The organism is Aeromonas sp. 159 (assembly GCF_963862045.1).
GTDB lineage: Bacteria > Pseudomonadota > Gammaproteobacteria > Enterobacterales > Aeromonadaceae > Aeromonas > Aeromonas veronii.
In genome coordinates this window covers 1-16,103 of sequence record NZ_CAWLMI010000002.1, presented here as the reverse complement: position 1 = coordinate 16,103, position 16,103 = coordinate 1, and the positions used below count along the sequence as shown (strand labels likewise).

Annotated in this window: 19 protein-coding genes, 1 tRNA gene and 1 riboswitch; of the genes, 16 read left to right on the top strand and 4 right to left on the bottom strand. The window is 56.4% G+C overall.

Annotation, left to right across the window (positions count from 1 at the left end):
• Nucleotides 1-51 precede the first annotated feature (51 nt).
• Nucleotides 52-1,008 (top strand): LysR substrate-binding domain-containing protein, encoded by a 957-nt coding sequence (locus tag AACR14_RS00265; RefSeq protein WP_019444699.1) that lies wholly within the window; start codon nt 52-54, stop codon nt 1,006-1,008.
• An 81-nt stretch (nt 1,009-1,089) separates the two neighbouring features.
• Here the strand turns inward: AACR14_RS00265 and ribA are convergent, their stop codons facing one another.
• On the bottom strand, nt 1,090-1,683 hold the full coding sequence (gene ribA, locus AACR14_RS00260) for a GTP cyclohydrolase II (RefSeq protein WP_005351157.1): 594 nt from the start codon (nt 1,681-1,683) through the stop codon (nt 1,090-1,092).
• A gap of 248 nt (nt 1,684-1,931) precedes the next feature.
• Between ribA and cmk the strand changes: the two genes are divergently transcribed.
• The 6 genes from cmk (at nt 1,932) to pyrF (ending at nt 7,104) form a co-directional block, all read left to right on the top strand.
• The gene (cmk, locus tag AACR14_RS00255) at nt 1,932-2,624 is read left to right on the top strand and encodes a (d)CMP kinase (RefSeq protein WP_019444698.1); all 693 of its coding nucleotides are present in this window, start codon (nt 1,932-1,934) and stop codon (nt 2,622-2,624) included.
• Nucleotides 2,625-2,718: 94 nt separating this feature from the next.
• Nucleotides 2,719-4,389 (top strand): 30S ribosomal protein S1, encoded by a 1,671-nt coding sequence (gene rpsA, locus AACR14_RS00250; RefSeq protein ID WP_005337148.1) that lies wholly within the window; start codon nt 2,719-2,721, stop codon nt 4,387-4,389.
• A 92-nt stretch (nt 4,390-4,481) separates the two neighbouring features.
• Complete coding sequence (gene ihfB / locus AACR14_RS00245; protein ID WP_005299934.1) at nt 4,482-4,766, top strand: integration host factor subunit beta; 285 nt, start codon at nt 4,482-4,484, stop codon at nt 4,764-4,766.
• A gap of 157 nt (nt 4,767-4,923) precedes the next feature.
• Nucleotides 4,924-5,208 (top strand): LapA family protein, encoded by a 285-nt coding sequence (locus AACR14_RS00240; RefSeq protein ID WP_005337143.1) that lies wholly within the window; start codon nt 4,924-4,926, stop codon nt 5,206-5,208.
• A gap of 9 nt (nt 5,209-5,217) precedes the next feature.
• Complete coding sequence (gene lapB / locus AACR14_RS00235) at nt 5,218-6,384, top strand: lipopolysaccharide assembly protein LapB (RefSeq protein ID WP_005346478.1); 1,167 nt, start codon at nt 5,218-5,220, stop codon at nt 6,382-6,384.
• Between the two features lie 18 nt (nt 6,385-6,402).
• Entirely contained in the window at nt 6,403-7,104 is a 702-nt protein-coding gene (pyrF, locus tag AACR14_RS00230) for an orotidine-5'-phosphate decarboxylase (RefSeq protein ID WP_019444697.1), read from the top strand.
• Here the strand turns inward: pyrF and rrtA are convergent.
• On the bottom strand, nt 7,079-7,672 hold the full coding sequence (rrtA, locus tag AACR14_RS00225) for a rhombosortase (protein ID WP_019444696.1): 594 nt from the start codon (nt 7,670-7,672) through the stop codon (nt 7,079-7,081). The two genes, pyrF and rrtA, sit on opposite strands and share 26 nt — an antisense overlap.
• Here rrtA and AACR14_RS00220 point away from each other — a divergent pair.
• The 5 genes from AACR14_RS00220 to AACR14_RS00200 all read left to right on the top strand — a co-directional run bounded on the left by AACR14_RS00220 (nt 7,671) and on the right by AACR14_RS00200 (nt 10,559).
• Nucleotides 7,671-8,294 carry a tRNA-uridine aminocarboxypropyltransferase gene (locus tag AACR14_RS00220; protein WP_005351167.1) on the top strand — a complete coding sequence of 208 codons (624 nt, stop codon included), beginning with the start codon at nt 7,671-7,673 and terminating at the stop codon, nt 8,292-8,294. The two genes, rrtA and AACR14_RS00220, sit on opposite strands and share 2 nt — an antisense overlap.
• Before the next feature lie 20 nt (nt 8,295-8,314).
• A complete protein-coding gene (gene queC / locus AACR14_RS00215; protein ID WP_005359893.1) occupies nt 8,315-9,022 on the top strand; it encodes a 7-cyano-7-deazaguanine synthase QueC in 708 nt (235 codons plus the stop codon).
• A gap of 61 nt (nt 9,023-9,083) precedes the next feature.
• A complete protein-coding gene (gene queE / locus AACR14_RS00210) occupies nt 9,084-9,755 on the top strand; it encodes a 7-carboxy-7-deazaguanine synthase QueE (protein ID WP_019444695.1) in 672 nt (223 codons plus the stop codon).
• 1 nt (nt 9,756) lies between these two features.
• Nucleotides 9,757-9,987 carry a DUF3820 family protein gene (locus tag AACR14_RS00205; RefSeq protein ID WP_005337126.1) on the top strand — a complete coding sequence of 77 codons (231 nt, stop codon included), beginning with the start codon at nt 9,757-9,759 and terminating at the stop codon, nt 9,985-9,987.
• A complete protein-coding gene (locus tag AACR14_RS00200) occupies nt 9,984-10,559 on the top strand; it encodes a cob(I)yrinic acid a,c-diamide adenosyltransferase (RefSeq protein ID WP_026034843.1) in 576 nt (191 codons plus the stop codon). Before AACR14_RS00205 ends, AACR14_RS00200 begins: the two co-directional genes overlap by 4 nt.
• A 69-nt stretch (nt 10,560-10,628) precedes the next feature.
• On the opposite strand, the gene AACR14_RS00195 is transcribed toward AACR14_RS00200, so the two are convergent.
• Entirely contained in the window at nt 10,629-11,033 is a 405-nt protein-coding gene (locus tag AACR14_RS00195) for an H-NS family histone-like protein (RefSeq protein ID WP_005359895.1), read from the bottom strand.
• A gap of 302 nt (nt 11,034-11,335) precedes the next feature.
• Nucleotides 11,336-11,507, top strand: a riboswitch (Lysine riboswitch).
• Nucleotides 11,508-11,595: 88 nt separating this feature from the next.
• Between AACR14_RS00195 and AACR14_RS00190 the strand changes: the two genes are divergently transcribed.
• Both AACR14_RS00190 and AACR14_RS00185 read left to right on the top strand, forming a co-directional pair.
• On the top strand, nt 11,596-13,176 hold the full coding sequence (locus tag AACR14_RS00190) for a Na+/H+ antiporter NhaC family protein (protein WP_019444693.1): 1,581 nt from the start codon (nt 11,596-11,598) through the stop codon (nt 13,174-13,176).
• Between the two features lie 91 nt (nt 13,177-13,267).
• Nucleotides 13,268-13,849 carry a thymidine kinase gene (locus tag AACR14_RS00185; protein ID WP_005351181.1) on the top strand — a complete coding sequence of 194 codons (582 nt, stop codon included), beginning with the start codon at nt 13,268-13,270 and terminating at the stop codon, nt 13,847-13,849.
• A gap of 80 nt (nt 13,850-13,929) precedes the next feature.
• Here AACR14_RS00185 and AACR14_RS00180 read toward each other — a convergent pair whose 3' ends face one another.
• Entirely contained in the window at nt 13,930-15,267 is a 1,338-nt protein-coding gene (locus AACR14_RS00180; protein WP_005337120.1) for a flavohemoglobin expression-modulating QEGLA motif protein, read from the bottom strand.
• A gap of 158 nt (nt 15,268-15,425) precedes the next feature.
• Here AACR14_RS00180 and AACR14_RS00175 point away from each other — a divergent pair, with 158 nt between their 5' ends.
• Together AACR14_RS00175 and AACR14_RS00170 are read left to right on the top strand one after the other, a co-directional pair.
• On the top strand, nt 15,426-15,881 hold the full coding sequence (locus tag AACR14_RS00175) for a YbjN domain-containing protein (protein WP_005337119.1): 456 nt from the start codon (nt 15,426-15,428) through the stop codon (nt 15,879-15,881).
• A gap of 134 nt (nt 15,882-16,015) precedes the next feature.
• Nucleotides 16,016-16,103, top strand: a tRNA-Ser gene (locus tag AACR14_RS00170).

The following is a 16,103-nucleotide window of genomic DNA, read 5'->3' as shown; positions in this document are numbered from 1 at the left end:
ATTGCTGAAAGTTTGTTACTATTAACGGTGGGTTCGCTTGAGGGCTACACCATGAAATTGCAGCAATTGCGCTATATCGTCGAGGTGGCGAACCACAGGCTGAATCTGTCGGCCACCGCCGAGAGCCTCTTTACCTCCCAGCCCGGGATCAGCAAACAAGTGCGGATGCTGGAGGATGAGCTGGGGATCCAGATCTTCGAGCGCAGCGGTAAACACCTGACCCAGATCACCCCCATCGGTCGGGATGTGATCAAAGTGGCCGCCGAGGTGCTGGACAAGGTCGCCACCATCAAAGTGATGGCCAGGCAGCATGTGCATCCGGAGCAGGGAACCCTCACCATTGCGGCTACTCATCTGCAAGCCCGTTATATTCTGCCCGCCATCCTCAAGGGTTTTATGGCCCGCTTTCCCAAAGTTGCCGTAACTGTGATGCAGGGGAGTGCGACGCAGTGCCGCGCAGCCGTGCATGATGGCGCTGCCGATCTGCTGCTTGCCGATGAACCGGAGGAGGGGAGCGAGCTGCTCATGCTCCCCTCTTTTCAGTGGCAACGGGGCTTGGTGCTGCCCAAGGATCATCCGTTGGCCAAAGCAACATCGCTGACCCCGGCCGAGCTGGTGGAGTTTGCATTGGTGACCGATGGAAGGGCGCTCTCTGCTGCACATGGCACTGATTGTGCTCATGCCGAGAGCCGGATCGCCTGCTGTGCGAGCGACAGCGATGTGCTCAAGACCTATGTCAGACAAGGAATGGGCATCGGGGTGATGGCAACTTTTGCCTGGGAGCCCCAGCGCGATGGCGATCTGGTGCTCAAAACGGCGCCCTGGCTACCAGGCGGTGTGGCCGCTATCGGGTTGCGCAGAGGGGCGTTTTTATGCGGCTATCTCTACGATCTGATTGAACGTCTCGCGCCGCAATTGACCCGCGAGCGGGTCGAACAATACTGTGCTGCCCGCACTGGCGAAGAGCTTGAAGCTCTGCTGGCCAATTTGATCGTACCACTTAGATAGCTTGGGTTGATGTGTGGTCGTCCCAAGAAAAACGCCTCCGATTGAGAGGCGTTTGACTATCTGGTATTCGTCAATGCAGGCTCACTTCTTCAGCATATGATCAAGCTTGTTGGCCTTGGTCGACAGATAGAACTCGTTGTGGGGATTGCGTCCTTCCTGCAACGGTACCCGTTCGGCCACCGGAATACCGAAGGATTCCATCGCTTTCATCTTGCGCGGGTTGTTGGTCATCAGTTTGAGAGACTTGACCTCAAGCTGCTTGAGCATATCGGCGCAGATGGTGTAATCGCGCATGTCGGCGGCGAAACCAAGGGCTACGTTGGCCTCCACGGTATCGGCCCCCTGATCCTGCAGGTGATAGGCGCGGATCTTGTTGAGCAAGCCGATGCCACGGCCCTCTTGACGCACATACAGCAACACGCCACGACCGGCTTTGGCGATATTCTCCATGGCCGCCTGCAACTGGAAACCGCAGTCACAACGCAGGCTGAACAGGGCATCGCCGGTCAGGCACTCTGAGTGGATCCGGCCCAGCACGGGCTCGTCACCGGTAATGTCGCCCATCACCAGTGCGGCGTGGTCTTTGCCTGTGCCGGTTTCCTGAAAACCTACCAGCGTGAAGGTGCCCCAAGGGGTTGGCAATTTGGATTTGGCCACGAGGGTAACGCTGCTCATAGGTTGCTCCTTACTACTAACGGCTCAAAAAAGGGGGCCAGTTTAGCGCGCCTTGTCAGGAACGACCATAAGAACAAGTCCCTGCATTGCTTAATGAAATCTCCAAATGAGATACAAGCACAGCTGTCCGGCGGGGTTTTGGCCCTTTGTGCGGATTGATGACTGCCAGGCTCACCACATTCGGGTATAATCGGCGCCCATTAACCCACCCCTTCGGGATGGGAGCAACACAGTGCAGGAGAGAAGTTATGCCTCAGATGGCCCCCGTAATGACAATTGATGGCCCCAGTGGTGCAGGTAAAGGCACCTTGTGTCAGCTGCTTGCTGAGAAGCTGGGTTGGCACTTGCTGGACTCGGGCGCCATCTATCGGGTGTTGTCCCTGGCCGCCCTACATCACGATGTAGAGCTGGACAGTGAAGCCTCACTGGTGCCACTGGCTGCCAATCTGGATGTGCAATTTCAGGTTGAGGGCGATCTGGTCAAGGTGATCCTGGAAGGGGAAGATGTCTCCCGCACCATCCGCACCGAAGAAGTGGGTAATGCTGCCAGTAAAATCGCCGCCTTCCCCCGGGTGCGCGAAGCATTGTTGCGCCGTCAGCGTGCTTTTCGTCAGGCCCCGGGTCTGATTGCCGATGGTCGTGACATGGGCACAGTTGTTTTCCCCGAGGCCGAGGTGAAGATTTTCCTCGACGCCAGTGCCGAAGAACGGGCCCAGCGTCGCTATAAGCAGTTGCAAGATAAGGGCTTTGATGTTAACTTTGAGCGTCTTTTAACCGAGATTCGGGAACGTGACGATCGCGACAGAAATCGCGCTACTGCACCGCTGAAACCGGCAGAAGATGCTCTGGTGGTAGACTCTACCGCCATGACCATAGATGAAGTGCTGGCAACAGTACTCGCCTATGCAGAGCAACAACTTGGTGATGCCAGCGCAAGCTGACATCCGGTCGTCTGCACCAAGGATGGCGCAGATTATTTAAAACAGCCCCGCTTGTGCCGGATTGCAAGTGGATGTTTCATTTGTGACATAAACAATGATCGAATCTTTTGCTCAACTCTTTGAAGAGTCCCTGAACGCCGTTGAAACCCGTCAAGGTTCCATCGTCAAGGGTACTGTCGTTGCTATCGAGAACGGTTTTGTACTGGTTGACGCCGGTCTGAAATCCGAGTCCGCTATCCCGGCTGAAGAATTCAAGAACGCCATGGGCGAGCTGGAAATCAACGTCGGCGACACCGTTGACGTGGCTCTGGACTCTATCGAAGATGGTTTCGGCGAAACCAAGCTGTCCCGCGAAAAAGCCAAGCGCCACGAAGCCTGGCTGCAGCTTGAGAAGGCTTACGAAGAGCAAGCTACCGTTATCGGTATCATCAACGGCAAGGTCAAGGGTGGTTTCACCGTTGAACTGAACGGCATCCGTGCCTTCCTGCCGGGTTCTCTGGTTGACGTGCGTCCGATCCGTGACACCGCTCACCTGGAAAACAAAGAACTCGAGTTCAAAGTCATCAAGCTGGACCAGAAGCGCAACAACGTTGTTGTTTCCCGTCGTGCCGTGATCGAGACCGAGAACACCTCCGAGCGCGAAAGCCTGCTGGCTAACCTGCAAGAAGGTCAAGAAGTTAAGGGTATCGTCAAGAACCTGACCGACTACGGTGCATTCGTAGATCTGGGCGGTGTTGACGGCCTGCTGCACATCACCGACATGGCGTGGAAGCGCGTTAAGCATCCTTCCGAAATCGTCAACGTTGGCGACGAGATCGCTGTCAAGGTTCTGAAGTTCGACCGCGAGCGTACCCGTGTATCCCTGGGTCTGAAGCAGCTGGGCGAAGATCCCTGGGTTGCTATCGCCAAGCGTTACCCGGAGACCACCCGTCTGTCTGGCCGCGTGACCAACCTGACCGACTACGGCTGCTTCGTTGAAATCGAAGAAGGCGTTGAAGGCCTGGTACACGTATCCGAGATGGATTGGACCAACAAGAACATCCACCCGTCCAAAGTTGTTAACGTTGGCGACGTGGTTGACGTGATGGTTCTGGACATCGACGAAGAGCGTCGTCGTATCTCCCTGGGTCTGAAGCAGTGCAAATCCAACCCGTGGCAGCTGTTTGCCGAAACTCACGCCAAAGGCGACCGTGTTTCCGGCAAGATCAAGTCCATCACTGACTTCGGTATCTTCATCGGTCTGGATGGCGGCATCGACGGCCTGGTTCACCTGTCTGACATCTCCTGGAACAACCAGGGCGAAGAAGCCGTGCGTGAATTCAAGAAAGGCGACGAGATCGAGGCCGTTGTTCTGCAAGTGGATCCGGAGCGTGAGCGCATCTCCCTGGGTGTCAAGCAGATCGAAGAAGACCCGTTCAACAAGTACCTGGCTGACAACAAGAAAGGTGCTATCGTGAAGGGTAAGGTTACCGAGGTTGATGCCAAAGGTGCCGTTATCGAACTGGCTGATGGCGTAGAAGGCTACCTGCGTGCCTCCGACGCTGCTCGTGACCGTGTAGAAGACGCCACTCTGGTGCTGTCTGTTGGTGACGAAGTTGAAGCTAAATTCATGGGCGTTGATCGTAAAAACCGCACCGTAAGCCTGTCTGTCCGTGCTAAGGACGAGGCTGATGAGCGTGTTGCTATCGATAACCTGAACCAGCAAGAAGAAGTTGTGTTCAGCAATGCTATGATGGAAGCGTTCAAAGCCGCCAAGGGTGAGTAATCCTTGATGCAAGAAAAGGGCGGCATTGCGCCGCCCTTTTTTATCCTGGCAAAATGAATATTGCATGTGATCGGGGAAGGAGATTTAACGTTATGACCAAATCAGATCTCATCGAACAACTGGCAGCCAGCCGCATGCATATGCCGGCCAAGGATGTCGAAGCCGCCATCAAGGAGATCCTTGAGCAGATGGCGTCGACCTTGCAAAACGGCGACCGGATTGAAATCCGCGGATTTGGCAGTTTTTCACTGCACTATCGTGCGCCCCGTGTGGGCCGCAACCCCAAGACTGGGGACAAGGTTGAACTGACCGGGAAATATGTCCCGCACTTCAAACCTGGTAAAGAGTTGCGCGAGCGCGTCAACATCATTGAATAATGCAGAAATGGGCATACCTCGGGTATGCCTTTTTTCTTTTTGGCACCGATTCCTGTGCCAATCGTCTTGTTTCTTAAACTCTTTCCCATTCACTCTAGAGTCTGCCTGCGATTTTAAGGATAATCAGCCTCTCATTAGATACTGACAGGGAGCTCTTATGAAGCGTATTTTGGCCCTCATTCCGCTGGTGCTGGTGTTTGTTCTGACCCTGGCGCTGGGCTCACAAAATGGCCAGCTGGTTCAGTTCAATTACCTGATCGCTCAGGGTGAGTTTTCACTTGCCATGCTGTTGGGCTTCTTCTTTGCTGGCGGTTTTTTGCTGGGCTGGCTGGTATTCGGCCTGCTGTTCCTGCGCCTGAAAATGCAAAACCGCACCCTCAACCGCACCATGCGTCGTCAATCCCGCGAGTTGGAGCTGGCCCGGTCACCGGGTAAGGAATAATGTTCCTCAATGCTTGAACTGCTTTTCCTGCTGTTGCCCATCGCCGCCGGTTATGGTTGGTACATGGGTCGCAGGAGTGTTCGCCAGGACACCCAAAAACAGAGTAACCAGTTTTCCCGCCAGTATGTGGCGGGCCTCAACTATTTGCTGTCCGATGAATCCGACAAGGCGGTGGACCTCTTTATTCAGCTGCTTGAGGTGGACAGTGAAACCATCGAAACACACCTCTCCCTCGGCAACCTGTTTCGCCAGCGTGGGGAGGTCGATCGTGCCATCAAGATCCACCAGAACCTGGTAACCCGCCAACTGACCCGAGAGCAGCGACAGCTTGCCCTGCAGGAGCTTGCGCGCGACTTTTTGGCTGCTGGTCTGCTGGACCGAGCGGAAGCGCTCTGGAATGAGCTGTGTGACGACAGCGACTATGAAGAGACGGCGCTGGCACAGCTGTTGATCATCCATCAGCAGTTGCGGGATTGGGATAAGGCCATCGATGTGGCGGTTCGTCTGCAAAAATTCCAGGGCAAGAAGCTGGCCGACCCCATCTCCCATTTCTATTGCGAGCAAGCCGAAATCGCGCTGCGTGAGGGCAATAAAGGGGAGGGGCTGGCCAAGCTCAAACGGGCGCTCAGTATCAATCCGGCATGTGCCCGGGCCAGTTTGCGCCTCGCTGAGCTCGCCATGGCAGAGGGGGAGTATGAGCAGGCCAGCAAGGAGCTGCTGCGGGTGTTCGAGCAGGATATCGACTTTGCCTCCGAGGCGATGCCCAAATTGCTCGAGTGCTATCAGCAGTTGGGCCGCACGCCTGCGTTGATCCCGCTGCTTGAGAAGGCAGTGGAAGATCACGCCGGTGTCAGCGTGACCCTGGCCCTTGCCAAGCTGGTTGAAGAGCGTGATGGCCTGAGTCAGGCCCGTTCGCTGGTGCTGCGTCAGCTGCGTCGTCATCCCTCGATGAAAGGTTTTTACCAGTTGGTGGGTTTTCAACTGGCCAGTGCGGAGGAGGGGCCTGCCAAGGAGAGCCTCGAGCTTCTGCAACAGCTGGTCGGCGAGCAGATCAAAATCAAGTCAACCCACAAGTGTCGGCAGTGCGGCTTTGCCACTCACTCGTTGTTCTGGCAGTGCCCGTCTTGTCGCCAGTGGGGTTCCATCAAGCCGATCCGCGGTCTGGACGGTGAATAACAAGCAATAGGATGTGAGATGCAAGATCCCAAAGTACTGGTAGCGCTGGATTATCAGCATGAGGCAGATGCCTTAGCGTTCGTTGAACGTATCTCTCCGGCCCAGTGCCGTCTCAAGGTAGGCAAGGAGATGTTTACCCTGTTTGGCCCGCAGTTTGTACGTCAGCTGGTGGCCAAGGGATTCGATGTCTTTCTGGATCTGAAGTTTCACGATATTCCCAATACTGTTGCAAAAGCCGTGGCAGCCAGTGCCGAGCTCGGTGTCTGGATGGTCAACGTGCATGCCAGTGGTGGTGAGCGGATGATGCGTGCCGCCAAAGAGGCGCTACTGCCTTATGGCGACAAGGCTCCCCTGCTTATCGGCGTGACCGTGCTGACCAGCATGGAGCAGTCCGACATGATCCCTCTTGGTCTGGATGTGAGCCCGGCCGAGCAGGTGATCCGGCTGGCTACCTTGACCAAAACATCCGGTCTGGATGGGGTGGTCTGCTCTGCCAACGAGGCCCATGAGCTGAAAGCCTTGCTGGGCGAAGATTTCAAGCTGGTGACCCCGGGTATTCGCCCGACCGGTTCAGCGGCTGGGGATCAGCGCCGGGTGATGACACCGAAAGCGGCGGTCGAGGCGGGGTCCGATTATCTGGTTATCGGCCGCCCCATTACGCAGGCTGTCAATCCGGCCGCCATGCTGGCCAGCATCAATGCCGAGCTGGCTGGTGCGTAACAGGCTCACTCAGTGATACGCGGTGCAGGCCGAGCAACAGGCCTGCACCGGCCCCGATAAGATGAGAGCCGATGTGTACCCTGGCATTGATCAGGGTGGATATCGGGCTCTCTCCTGCGTTGTAGAAGTCCATCACCAGCTTGAGCCCCATCCCCGCGAGTAGCAGCCAGCCCGACGTGCGGCGTCCGTGGCGGATATCCTGCATTGCCCCCCAGACAAACAGGCCATGCAGCGAGCCGGATAGCCCCATGTACCACTGGGTCTGCGGGCACCACCACCAGATCCCCAAGCCCACTGCCAACCAGAGCAGCAACATCAGCAGCGGCAGGCGAGCCCCATCCAGATAGTCGCGAAACAGGCTATAGAGGATGGCTAGGCCGCCCAGATTGAGCAGCAGGTGCCACAGATTGGTATGAGCCAGATTGCCTGTTATGATCCGCCACCCTTCGCCCCCGGCGATCAAGGGCCGATCGAAGGAGAGCTGAAGATTGGGAACGGTAAAGAAGAGTAGCAAGCTGGTGAGAGAGAGCGTGATAACCCAGAGCAATCCAGATTTGTCTGACAACATGAAACAGTCCAACGACAAGAACAGTCGATACTGTACACGTTGCACCCGAGCCCTCAAAGCCTGCCTGTGCGATTATATTGTGCCGGTTGACAATCACACGCCCCTCTACATCTTGCAGCACCCCAACGAGGTGGCACATCCCAAGGGAACTGCGGCGCTGCTGGCGGCCTCTTTGCAACAGTGCGAGATCCATGTGGGGGAGGACTTTTCCCGCGATGAGTGGCTCAATGGGTTGCTTGCAGATCCTTCCCGTCGCTGCTATCTACTCTGGCCGGATGAGGATGCCATTTCGCTGACCGATCTTCGCCAACAGCGGGAGAGTGAATCCTCTGGCAAAACGTCCATCGCCTTTATCTTGCTCGACGGCACCTGGCGCAAAGCCTATCGCATGTTGCAGAGCAACCCGGCACTGGCCCGCTTGCCCCGCATCGGCATTGGTGCCATCGCCGGTCAATATGCCATTCGCAAGAAACCCTTTCCCGATGCCCTCTCTACCATAGAGGCGGGCTATCACCTCTTGTCCCGGTGGGAGGGGAGGCCGGAGCACTATGCGCCCTTGCTGACCCTGTTTAACCGGTTGAATACCCAGTGGCAGGACTTTGCCGAAGGCCGCCGCGCGTGACATTTGAAGGAGTTATCAAGATGAAAAAAGCAGTCGTGGTTTTCAGTGGCGGTCAGGACAGCACCACCTGTCTGGTACAGGCATTGGCCCGGTATGATGAAGTGCACGCCATCACCTTCGACTATGGCCAGCGCCATCGGGAAGAGATCGACACCGCGCGTCGTCTGGGCAGTGCTCTGGGGATCGCCGCCCACAAGGTGATGGATGTGACGCTGCTCAATGAGCTGGCGGTCTCTGCCCTGACTCGTGACGACATCCCGGTCAGCTGCGAGCTGCAGGATAATGGCCTGCCCAACACCTTCGTGCCGGGTCGCAATATCCTGTTCCTGACCCTGGCTTCCATCTATGCCTATCAGGTGGGCGCCGAAGCTGTGATCACCGGTGTCTGCGAGACCGACTTCTCCGGCTATCCCGATTGCCGTGACGAGTTCGTCAAGGCCCTCAATCAGGCGGTGTCGCTGGGGTTGGATCGCGGCATCCGTTTTGAAACTCCCTTGATGTGGCTCGACAAGGCCGAGACCTGGGCTCTGGCGGATCACTATGGTCACCTCGACACGGTGCGCCAGCAGACCCTGACCTGCTACAACGGCATTGCCGGTGACGGTTGCGGCACGTGTCCTGCGTGTGAACTGCGCAGTCGCGGCCTGAACAACTATCTGGCCGACAAGGCGGGCATCATGGCCAGACTGTTTGAGAAAACCGGGCTGGGTGAGAAAAGCGCAGAGTGAGCCTGCGTCTTGCCGTGGCTTGGGGTATAATCCGCGACTTTTGCAACAAGCCGTGATCGAGATGCACTACCCAATCAACGAGATTTTCCAGACCATCCAGGGGGAGGGTATCTTTACCGGCCTGCCCGCCATCTTTGTTCGCCTGCAGGGTTGCCCGGTGGGCTGCCCCTGGTGCGATACCCGTCATACCTGGGTTGTTGATCCGGCTCGTGAAGTGGGCAAGGCGGCGGTGCTGGATCGCTCCAACGAATCCGATTGTTGGAGCCAACTTAGCACCGCGCAGATTATCAAGAGCTTTACCGACCTGGGTTATCAGGCGCGCCATGTGGTGATCACCGGTGGCGAGCCCTGCCTCTATGATCTGCACGAACTCTCGTCAGCCCTGCTGGCGGCGGGTTATCAGGTGCAGATTGAAACCAGTGGCACCAGCGAGATCAAGACCCATGAGCAGACCTGGGTGACCGTCTCCCCCAAAATTGGCATGAAAGGGGGGCTGCCTGTGCTGGTCTCGGCGCTGGAGCGGGCCAACGAGATCAAGCATCCGGTGGCCACCGAGCACCATATTGAAGAGCTGGATACGCTGCTCGCTACTGCTACCCTGCGCCCTGATGTGGTTATTGCCTTGCAGCCGATCAGCCAGAAGCCAAGGGCCACCCAATTGGCGATGGATACCTGTATCGCGCGTAACTGGCGACTCTCAATCCAGACTCATAAATATCTGGATATCGATTAATATGGATTGGCTATCCGACGAACAGGTACTGCTGACCCTGACCAACAAGATGCCTTACGGTAAATATCAGGGGCGGCGTATCATCGATATTCCAGAGCCCTATCTGGTGTGGATGGCGCGCAGCGGTTTTCCGGCGGGTAAATTGGGCCAGACGCTGGCGTTGGCTTACGAAATCAAACTCAATGGACTCGAATCCATGATTATTCCCATTATTAACAGGATGTCGGTATGAGAATATATACGAGGCAGGGCGACAAGGGCATGACCCGGCTGGCCGATGGTATCCAGTTGCCAAAGGATCATTTGCGGGTCGAGACCTACGGTTATATCGATGAGCTCAACTCCCATATTGGCTTGCTGATTTGTGACGTCCCGTCGCAAGAGCTCTGCTTATTGGCTGATTTACAGCTGTTGCAACAGGAGTTGTTTGATCTGGGGGGGGAGTTGGCATTCTCCAGTGACGCCCAGAATGAATCGATTTGGCAGGTTAATGCCGCTTGGACAACTCGCCTTGAACAGCAGATAGATCGTTATAGTGAGCCATTGCCACCGCTGCGCCAATTTATATTGCCGGGTGGTTCCCGTGCCGCGGCGCAAGCGCATGTGGTGCGTACTCTGGTGCGTCATTGCGAGCGCTTGCTGCTGACATTGAGCCGGGAAGAGCGGGTCAATCCCGAGGTGCTGCCCTATCTGAACCGGATGAGTGACTGGTTCTTTACCGTTGCCCGCTATCTCATCTGCGTAGCAGGGGATCGTGAAGTGCTGTGGGTCAAGGCAGCAGATCGCCCGCAATCGGCTATCTGATATTTCACGTTTAAGCGGCAATAAAAAACCTCGCCTTGGCGAGGTTTTTTATTAGCAACGAGATTGAGATCAGATAGCAAAGTCTTCCAGTGATTTGCCTGCTGCCACTGCGCTGGCAATAGCCGAAGGCATACGGCCCTGGCCGGTCCAGGTTTTCTCTACGCCATTATCCTGATAGCGATATTTGGCAGGACGTGGCGCCCGCTTGGCTTTTTCTGATTTGCCGGGGTTGGTAGCGACAGCGCTTACCAATTCTGCCGGGTCAATACCGGCGGCTTTCAGCATTTCGCTATATTCGTTTATTTTCCGCAGATGCTCTTCACGGGCCTGACGCTCGGCAGCTTCATCCTGCTGACGTTCGGCAACGATAGTAGAGAGTTTTTCCAGGGCCTCTTCCAGTTGTTCCAGAGAAAGCTCGCGGCAGGTCGCACGCAGACTGCGGATATTAAGCAGTACCTTTAAAAATTCATTCATAGGAGTTACCACGTCGAGTCAGAGAAAAATATTATGTTCCAGCTGATTCTTGCTTGGTGATTTAAATAAGTCAAGCCGGGTTAAATATTATATCCGTGGGGAACATCAATACAGATATTTAATATGGCCTGCAATAGGCTTGGTGATTGGATGCCAATGAAGCCGCAGTAGGTGAAAATAGCGTCAAAGCTGGCGTTGTTGCATCATTTGGCTACCATTTTCCGACCTTGATTTGTTTATCGTGACTATTTAATCAAAAAACTTGCTATAAGCTGCCATCTCGATAAAATGTGCGGCGAATACCTTTAAGTAGAGGCGCGCTGCCTATGAGTATTTGTGCGGAGGGTGATGCCTGTGATGCACAAGGAAAGGAGTCAGCGCCGAAGTGGCCAGGCCATCATACCGGGCTGCTGGTTCTGCATCTAATAGGTGCAGGACTGCCATAGTCATCCACTATGGAGCGCTACCTGAAGGGGCTGAGGAGTATGACCTCCCCATAGGTTTTGTTTCTTTAGATCCTCTCGGTAGATCTCCACCTGTAATCTTTAGGTGCAAAGAGATCATGGACATTAGTCATTTCGCCGACTCCGGTTGGTCCGTTCTTCCCCCCCTGTTGGCTGTCGCGCTGGCGATCATGACTCGCCGCGTGCTGCTGTCCCTTGGTGTGGGCATCGTCACCGGCAGTTTGCTGCTCAATCAGTTTTCACCCCTCGAATCCCTGCATTACATGTTGAATACCGTGCTCAAGATCTTCTGGGTCGATGGCGCGCTCAATCGTGACAATGTCAACATGATCCTGTTTATGCTGCTGCTGGGTGGCCTCATCAGCCTGATGAGCGTCTCAGGGGCGACCCGTGCCTTTGCCGAGTGGGCCGAGCGTCGTGCCAAGACCCGCAAGGGCGCCAAAGCGCTGACCGGTATGATGGTGTTTGCTTTCTTTATCGATGACTTCTTCCATAGCTTGTCGGTGGGTGCTATCTGCCGTCCGGTGACCGACCGCTTCCAGATCTCCCGTGCCAAACTGGCCTATCTGCTGGACTCCACCGCGGCGCCGGTCTGTGTGCTGATGCCCATCTCCTCCTGGGGTGCCTATATCATCGCCCTGGTTGGCGGCATCATGGCGGCCCACGGTCTGACCGAGCAGAGCCCCATCGCGGCATTTGTCGAGATGATCCCGATGAACCTCTACGCCGTCTTCACCCTGATCATGGTGCTGGTGGTGATTGCATTCCAACTCGACATCGGCCCGATGCGTCAACACGAAGCGTGGGCGCTGGAAGGCAAGCTGTGGGATGAGTCCAAGGGCCGCCCCATCGGTCTGGATATGGAGAGCCCGGAAGAGAGCAACGGCGGCATGATCGACATGGTTCTGCCGATCCTGACCCTGACCGCCGCCACCATCTATTTTATGATCGATTCCGGTGCTGCGGTACTGAGCGAGAAAGGGCTGCCCTTCAGCGTGCTCGGCTCGTTCGAAAATACCAACGTCGGCTCTTCGCTGGTCTACGGTGCCCTGTGCAGTCTGGTGGTATCCATCGGTCTGGCGATGCGCCTGAAGCTGGGAGCCAAGAACTGGATCAAGGCCGCGCCGCAAGGCGTCATGGCCATGCTGCCAGCCATCAACATCCTGCTGTTTGCCTGGACCATAGGTGCCGTGGTGCGCGACGTGGAGACCGGCAAGTACCTGGCTTCGCTGGCTAACGGCAACCTGCCGATCGAAGTGCTGCCTGCCGTGGTCTTTATCCTCTCCTGTGCCATGGCGTTTGCTACCGGTACCAGCTGGGGTACCTTCGGCATCATGCTGCCGCTGGCCGGTGACATGGCCGCCGCCAGCGACATCAGCCTGATGCTGCCGATGCTGGCTGCGGTACTGGCTGGCTCGGTGTTCGGGGATCACAGCTCACCCATCTCCAGCACCAGCATCCTCTCTGCCACCGGTGCCGGTTGCCATCACATCGATCACGTGATGACCCAGCTGCCCTATGCACTGTCCATCGCCTTCGGTGCGGCCATCGGTTACCTGGCGATGGGCTTGATGCACTCCAGCCTGGCCGGTTTCAGTGTCAGTGCCCTCTGGTTCGTGCTCTTTACCGGCTATCACCTGAAAAAGGCCAAAGCGCGGCCAGTGCTGGCCACCGCGTAACATTTATAGAGCAAGGGGCCCGCGGGCCCCTTGGTTTTGTCAGGGGCTTTGGTTAGCATGCGCCCCATAAATTCAGTTTCGGAACAGTATCATGGCTTCACTGCACTACAAATTTGCCACCATGAATTCAGGCAAATCCACCCAGCTCATTCAGGCGCACTTCAACTATCTGGAGCGGGGCATGCATCCTCTGGCGATGACGCCAGCCATCGATGACCGTTTTGGGGTCGGGGTGATCAGTGCCCGGGTTGGCCTTGAACTGAAGGTGGACGTGTTCAGCGACAGCTGCGATCTGTTTGAAATGGTGAAAGCGCGCCATGCGAAGAAACATATCGATGTTTTCATCGTGGACGAGGCCCAGTTCCTGACCCGTGAGCAGGTCTACCAGTTGGCCCGCATCGTCGATGAGCAGGATATTCCGGTGATGGCCTATGGCCTCAAGACCGATTTTCGCGGCGAGCTGTTCCCCGGTTCCTACCATCTGCTCTGTCTGGCCGACAAGTTTGAAGAGCTGAAGAGCATCTGCTGGTGTGGCAACAAGGCTCACATGAACTCCCGGGTCAACGAAGCGGGTCAGGTGATGCGTGATGGCGAACAGGTGGAGATCGGCGGCAACGATCGCTATGTGTCACTCTGTCGCAAACACTATCTCGAAGGTCGGGCCTACAAGTAAGTCGGCTGCGATATTTGAATCGTCGAGCAGGGCGCCAATCTGGCGCCCTTTTTATTTTCCCCAACTTCTATCGCTGTGGTTCAGTCGATCTCGATATCCACCGGCGCAATGATGGGGTCGGCCACCGGCAGGCGTTGAAACAGCTGGCGAAAATGGTGCTGTACCCGACCGATATCCACTAGCGACATGCCGGAGGCAAAACCGAACCAGACATAGAGGCCGGTGAGATCGCGAAACATCGGCGGCAAATAGCGGGGTGCGGCAATCAGCCCCTCCAGATAGTGCTGATAGAGCACCGGAATGTCATCCAGTGTCACCTTGCCGACAAACAGCATCGGCAGGATTTCGGGCACCCCTTCCAGCACGGCGCTGCGGATGAAGTTGACCGTCTCCACATAGCCACGCACGTAGGAGAGATCCTTGGTAAAGCAGGCTCCGCCGCCCACCATGCCGCCACGAAAGACCCGCTGGGTGATCTTGTAGGCGTCGTGCTCGCTGGTGCCCTGCTGCACGAAATGCTGAAACACCTCGATAAAATCGGCGCCGCGCTCGGCCATGTCGATGGCCATCACCCGATCGGAGATACGCTTGGCCCGATCCGGAAAGGAGCTGAAGGTGAGGGTCTCTATCAGGACGGCCAGCCCCTCCTGACAGGCGGTGATCCGCGGTGAACCGGCGCTCAGCCAGGTGGCATAAGGCTGCTGGCGACCGTTGAGGGTGGTGCCGACATGGACCCACCCCTCGTGTACCTCCAGTACCTGCAAATCCAGCTCGGAGAAACGGGCGTGGGAGTTGAGCTTGATGTAGTCGCCACCGGCAGCGGCATCGGAGACGATGCCATCGCTCAGCTTCACCTGCACAGTGCCGTCACTGAAGTAGCTCGATAGCTTGCCCTGCAGTTTGGCGACCGCGGCCTCTCCTTCGAACTCCTTGGGGTAGGGGCGCACCAGATGGCGGGCGCCGGGCAGGGAGAAGATATCGCACAGGCGGGCGCCCAGCTCCTTGAGAGTCTTGCGATCCCCGCGCAGGTGATCGCTGGCAGAGCCATAAAGCAGCTGGCTGTAACGCTGAAAATCGGGTTGGCCGCGCTGGCGCAGCATCTCGATCACCACCATGTACTGATCGACCGTCTCTTGCAGGATCCGGCCAAGATCGTCCTGTGGCCCCAGTTTTCTGCGGATCCGGTCCCGCAGCTCCTTGAGCTCCAGATACTTGTTGCGCGGATCGAAGCCGAGGGGGAGGGCATCATAGAAGTGCCTGTCGATAGCGGGCAGCTCCCTGCCACCGCTTGCCAGAAAGCGATCCTGCAGATGGCGTGGCCATTTGATGGCATCCAGAATGCGGATGGGTTTTTGCAGGGTGAGCAGCTCATCCGAGAGTGATTTAAGATGAAGGCGATACTTTTCTTGGATCGTCATGGGGCCCCCTGTGGGGCAAGCGTCATCGTGGATTTGGCTGAGTATATGCATAGCGCTTGCCAAAAAGAAGCGAGCCGCAGGGTTATCGGGTTGGCGTGCTTTTTGTTGATAGCAAATTGGTTTAGACTGCGCCCCTTGATCCCAATCTTGTCGTGGAAATGATGAATATCCCCAGCTCCGAAATGATAATGCGTTGGTTGCAACAAGCTCGTATCGAGCACTATGTCTGCGACCAGTGTCACGGTATCCACATTGTCTCTTTGCAGTCGGTCGATGGTATTCAGGAGAGCCGGATCTTCGTGGAAGAGGAAGGCCTGCTGTTCTCCTCCGAGCTGGAAGTGCGCCCCTCCGCAATGCTGCCGCTGGTTGCCGAACTGGGCCGACTCAATATGCAGTACCCCTCCCTCAAGGTGTTCCTCGATATCATCGATGACAACCTGCCGCGGCTGGTGGTCGGCCACACCGTCTTTACCAAGGCCGGACTCAGCGTCGAGCAGTTCCTGCTGTTCGTGCAAAGCACCATCGCTGCCACCCACGAACTGGTTGCCGAATGCGAACGTTCCGGCTTCCTCAATCTGCCGGAAATCCAGGTTGCACCGGAATCTGTGCATTAAGTGTTCGAACGGTTTGCCAGGTGAAAAAAGCCGTTGACGCGGGCGGAGCTTTCCCCTAAATTACGCCCCGTTCCAGCGCAACAGCGTAGCGAACACCGTGTTGGCTGAACACGTTAAACCACAGACCAAAATTTGGTGAGGTGTCCGAGTGGCTGAAGGAGCACGCCTGGAAAGTGTGTATACGGCAACGTATCGAGGGTTCGAATCCCTCCCTCACCGCCA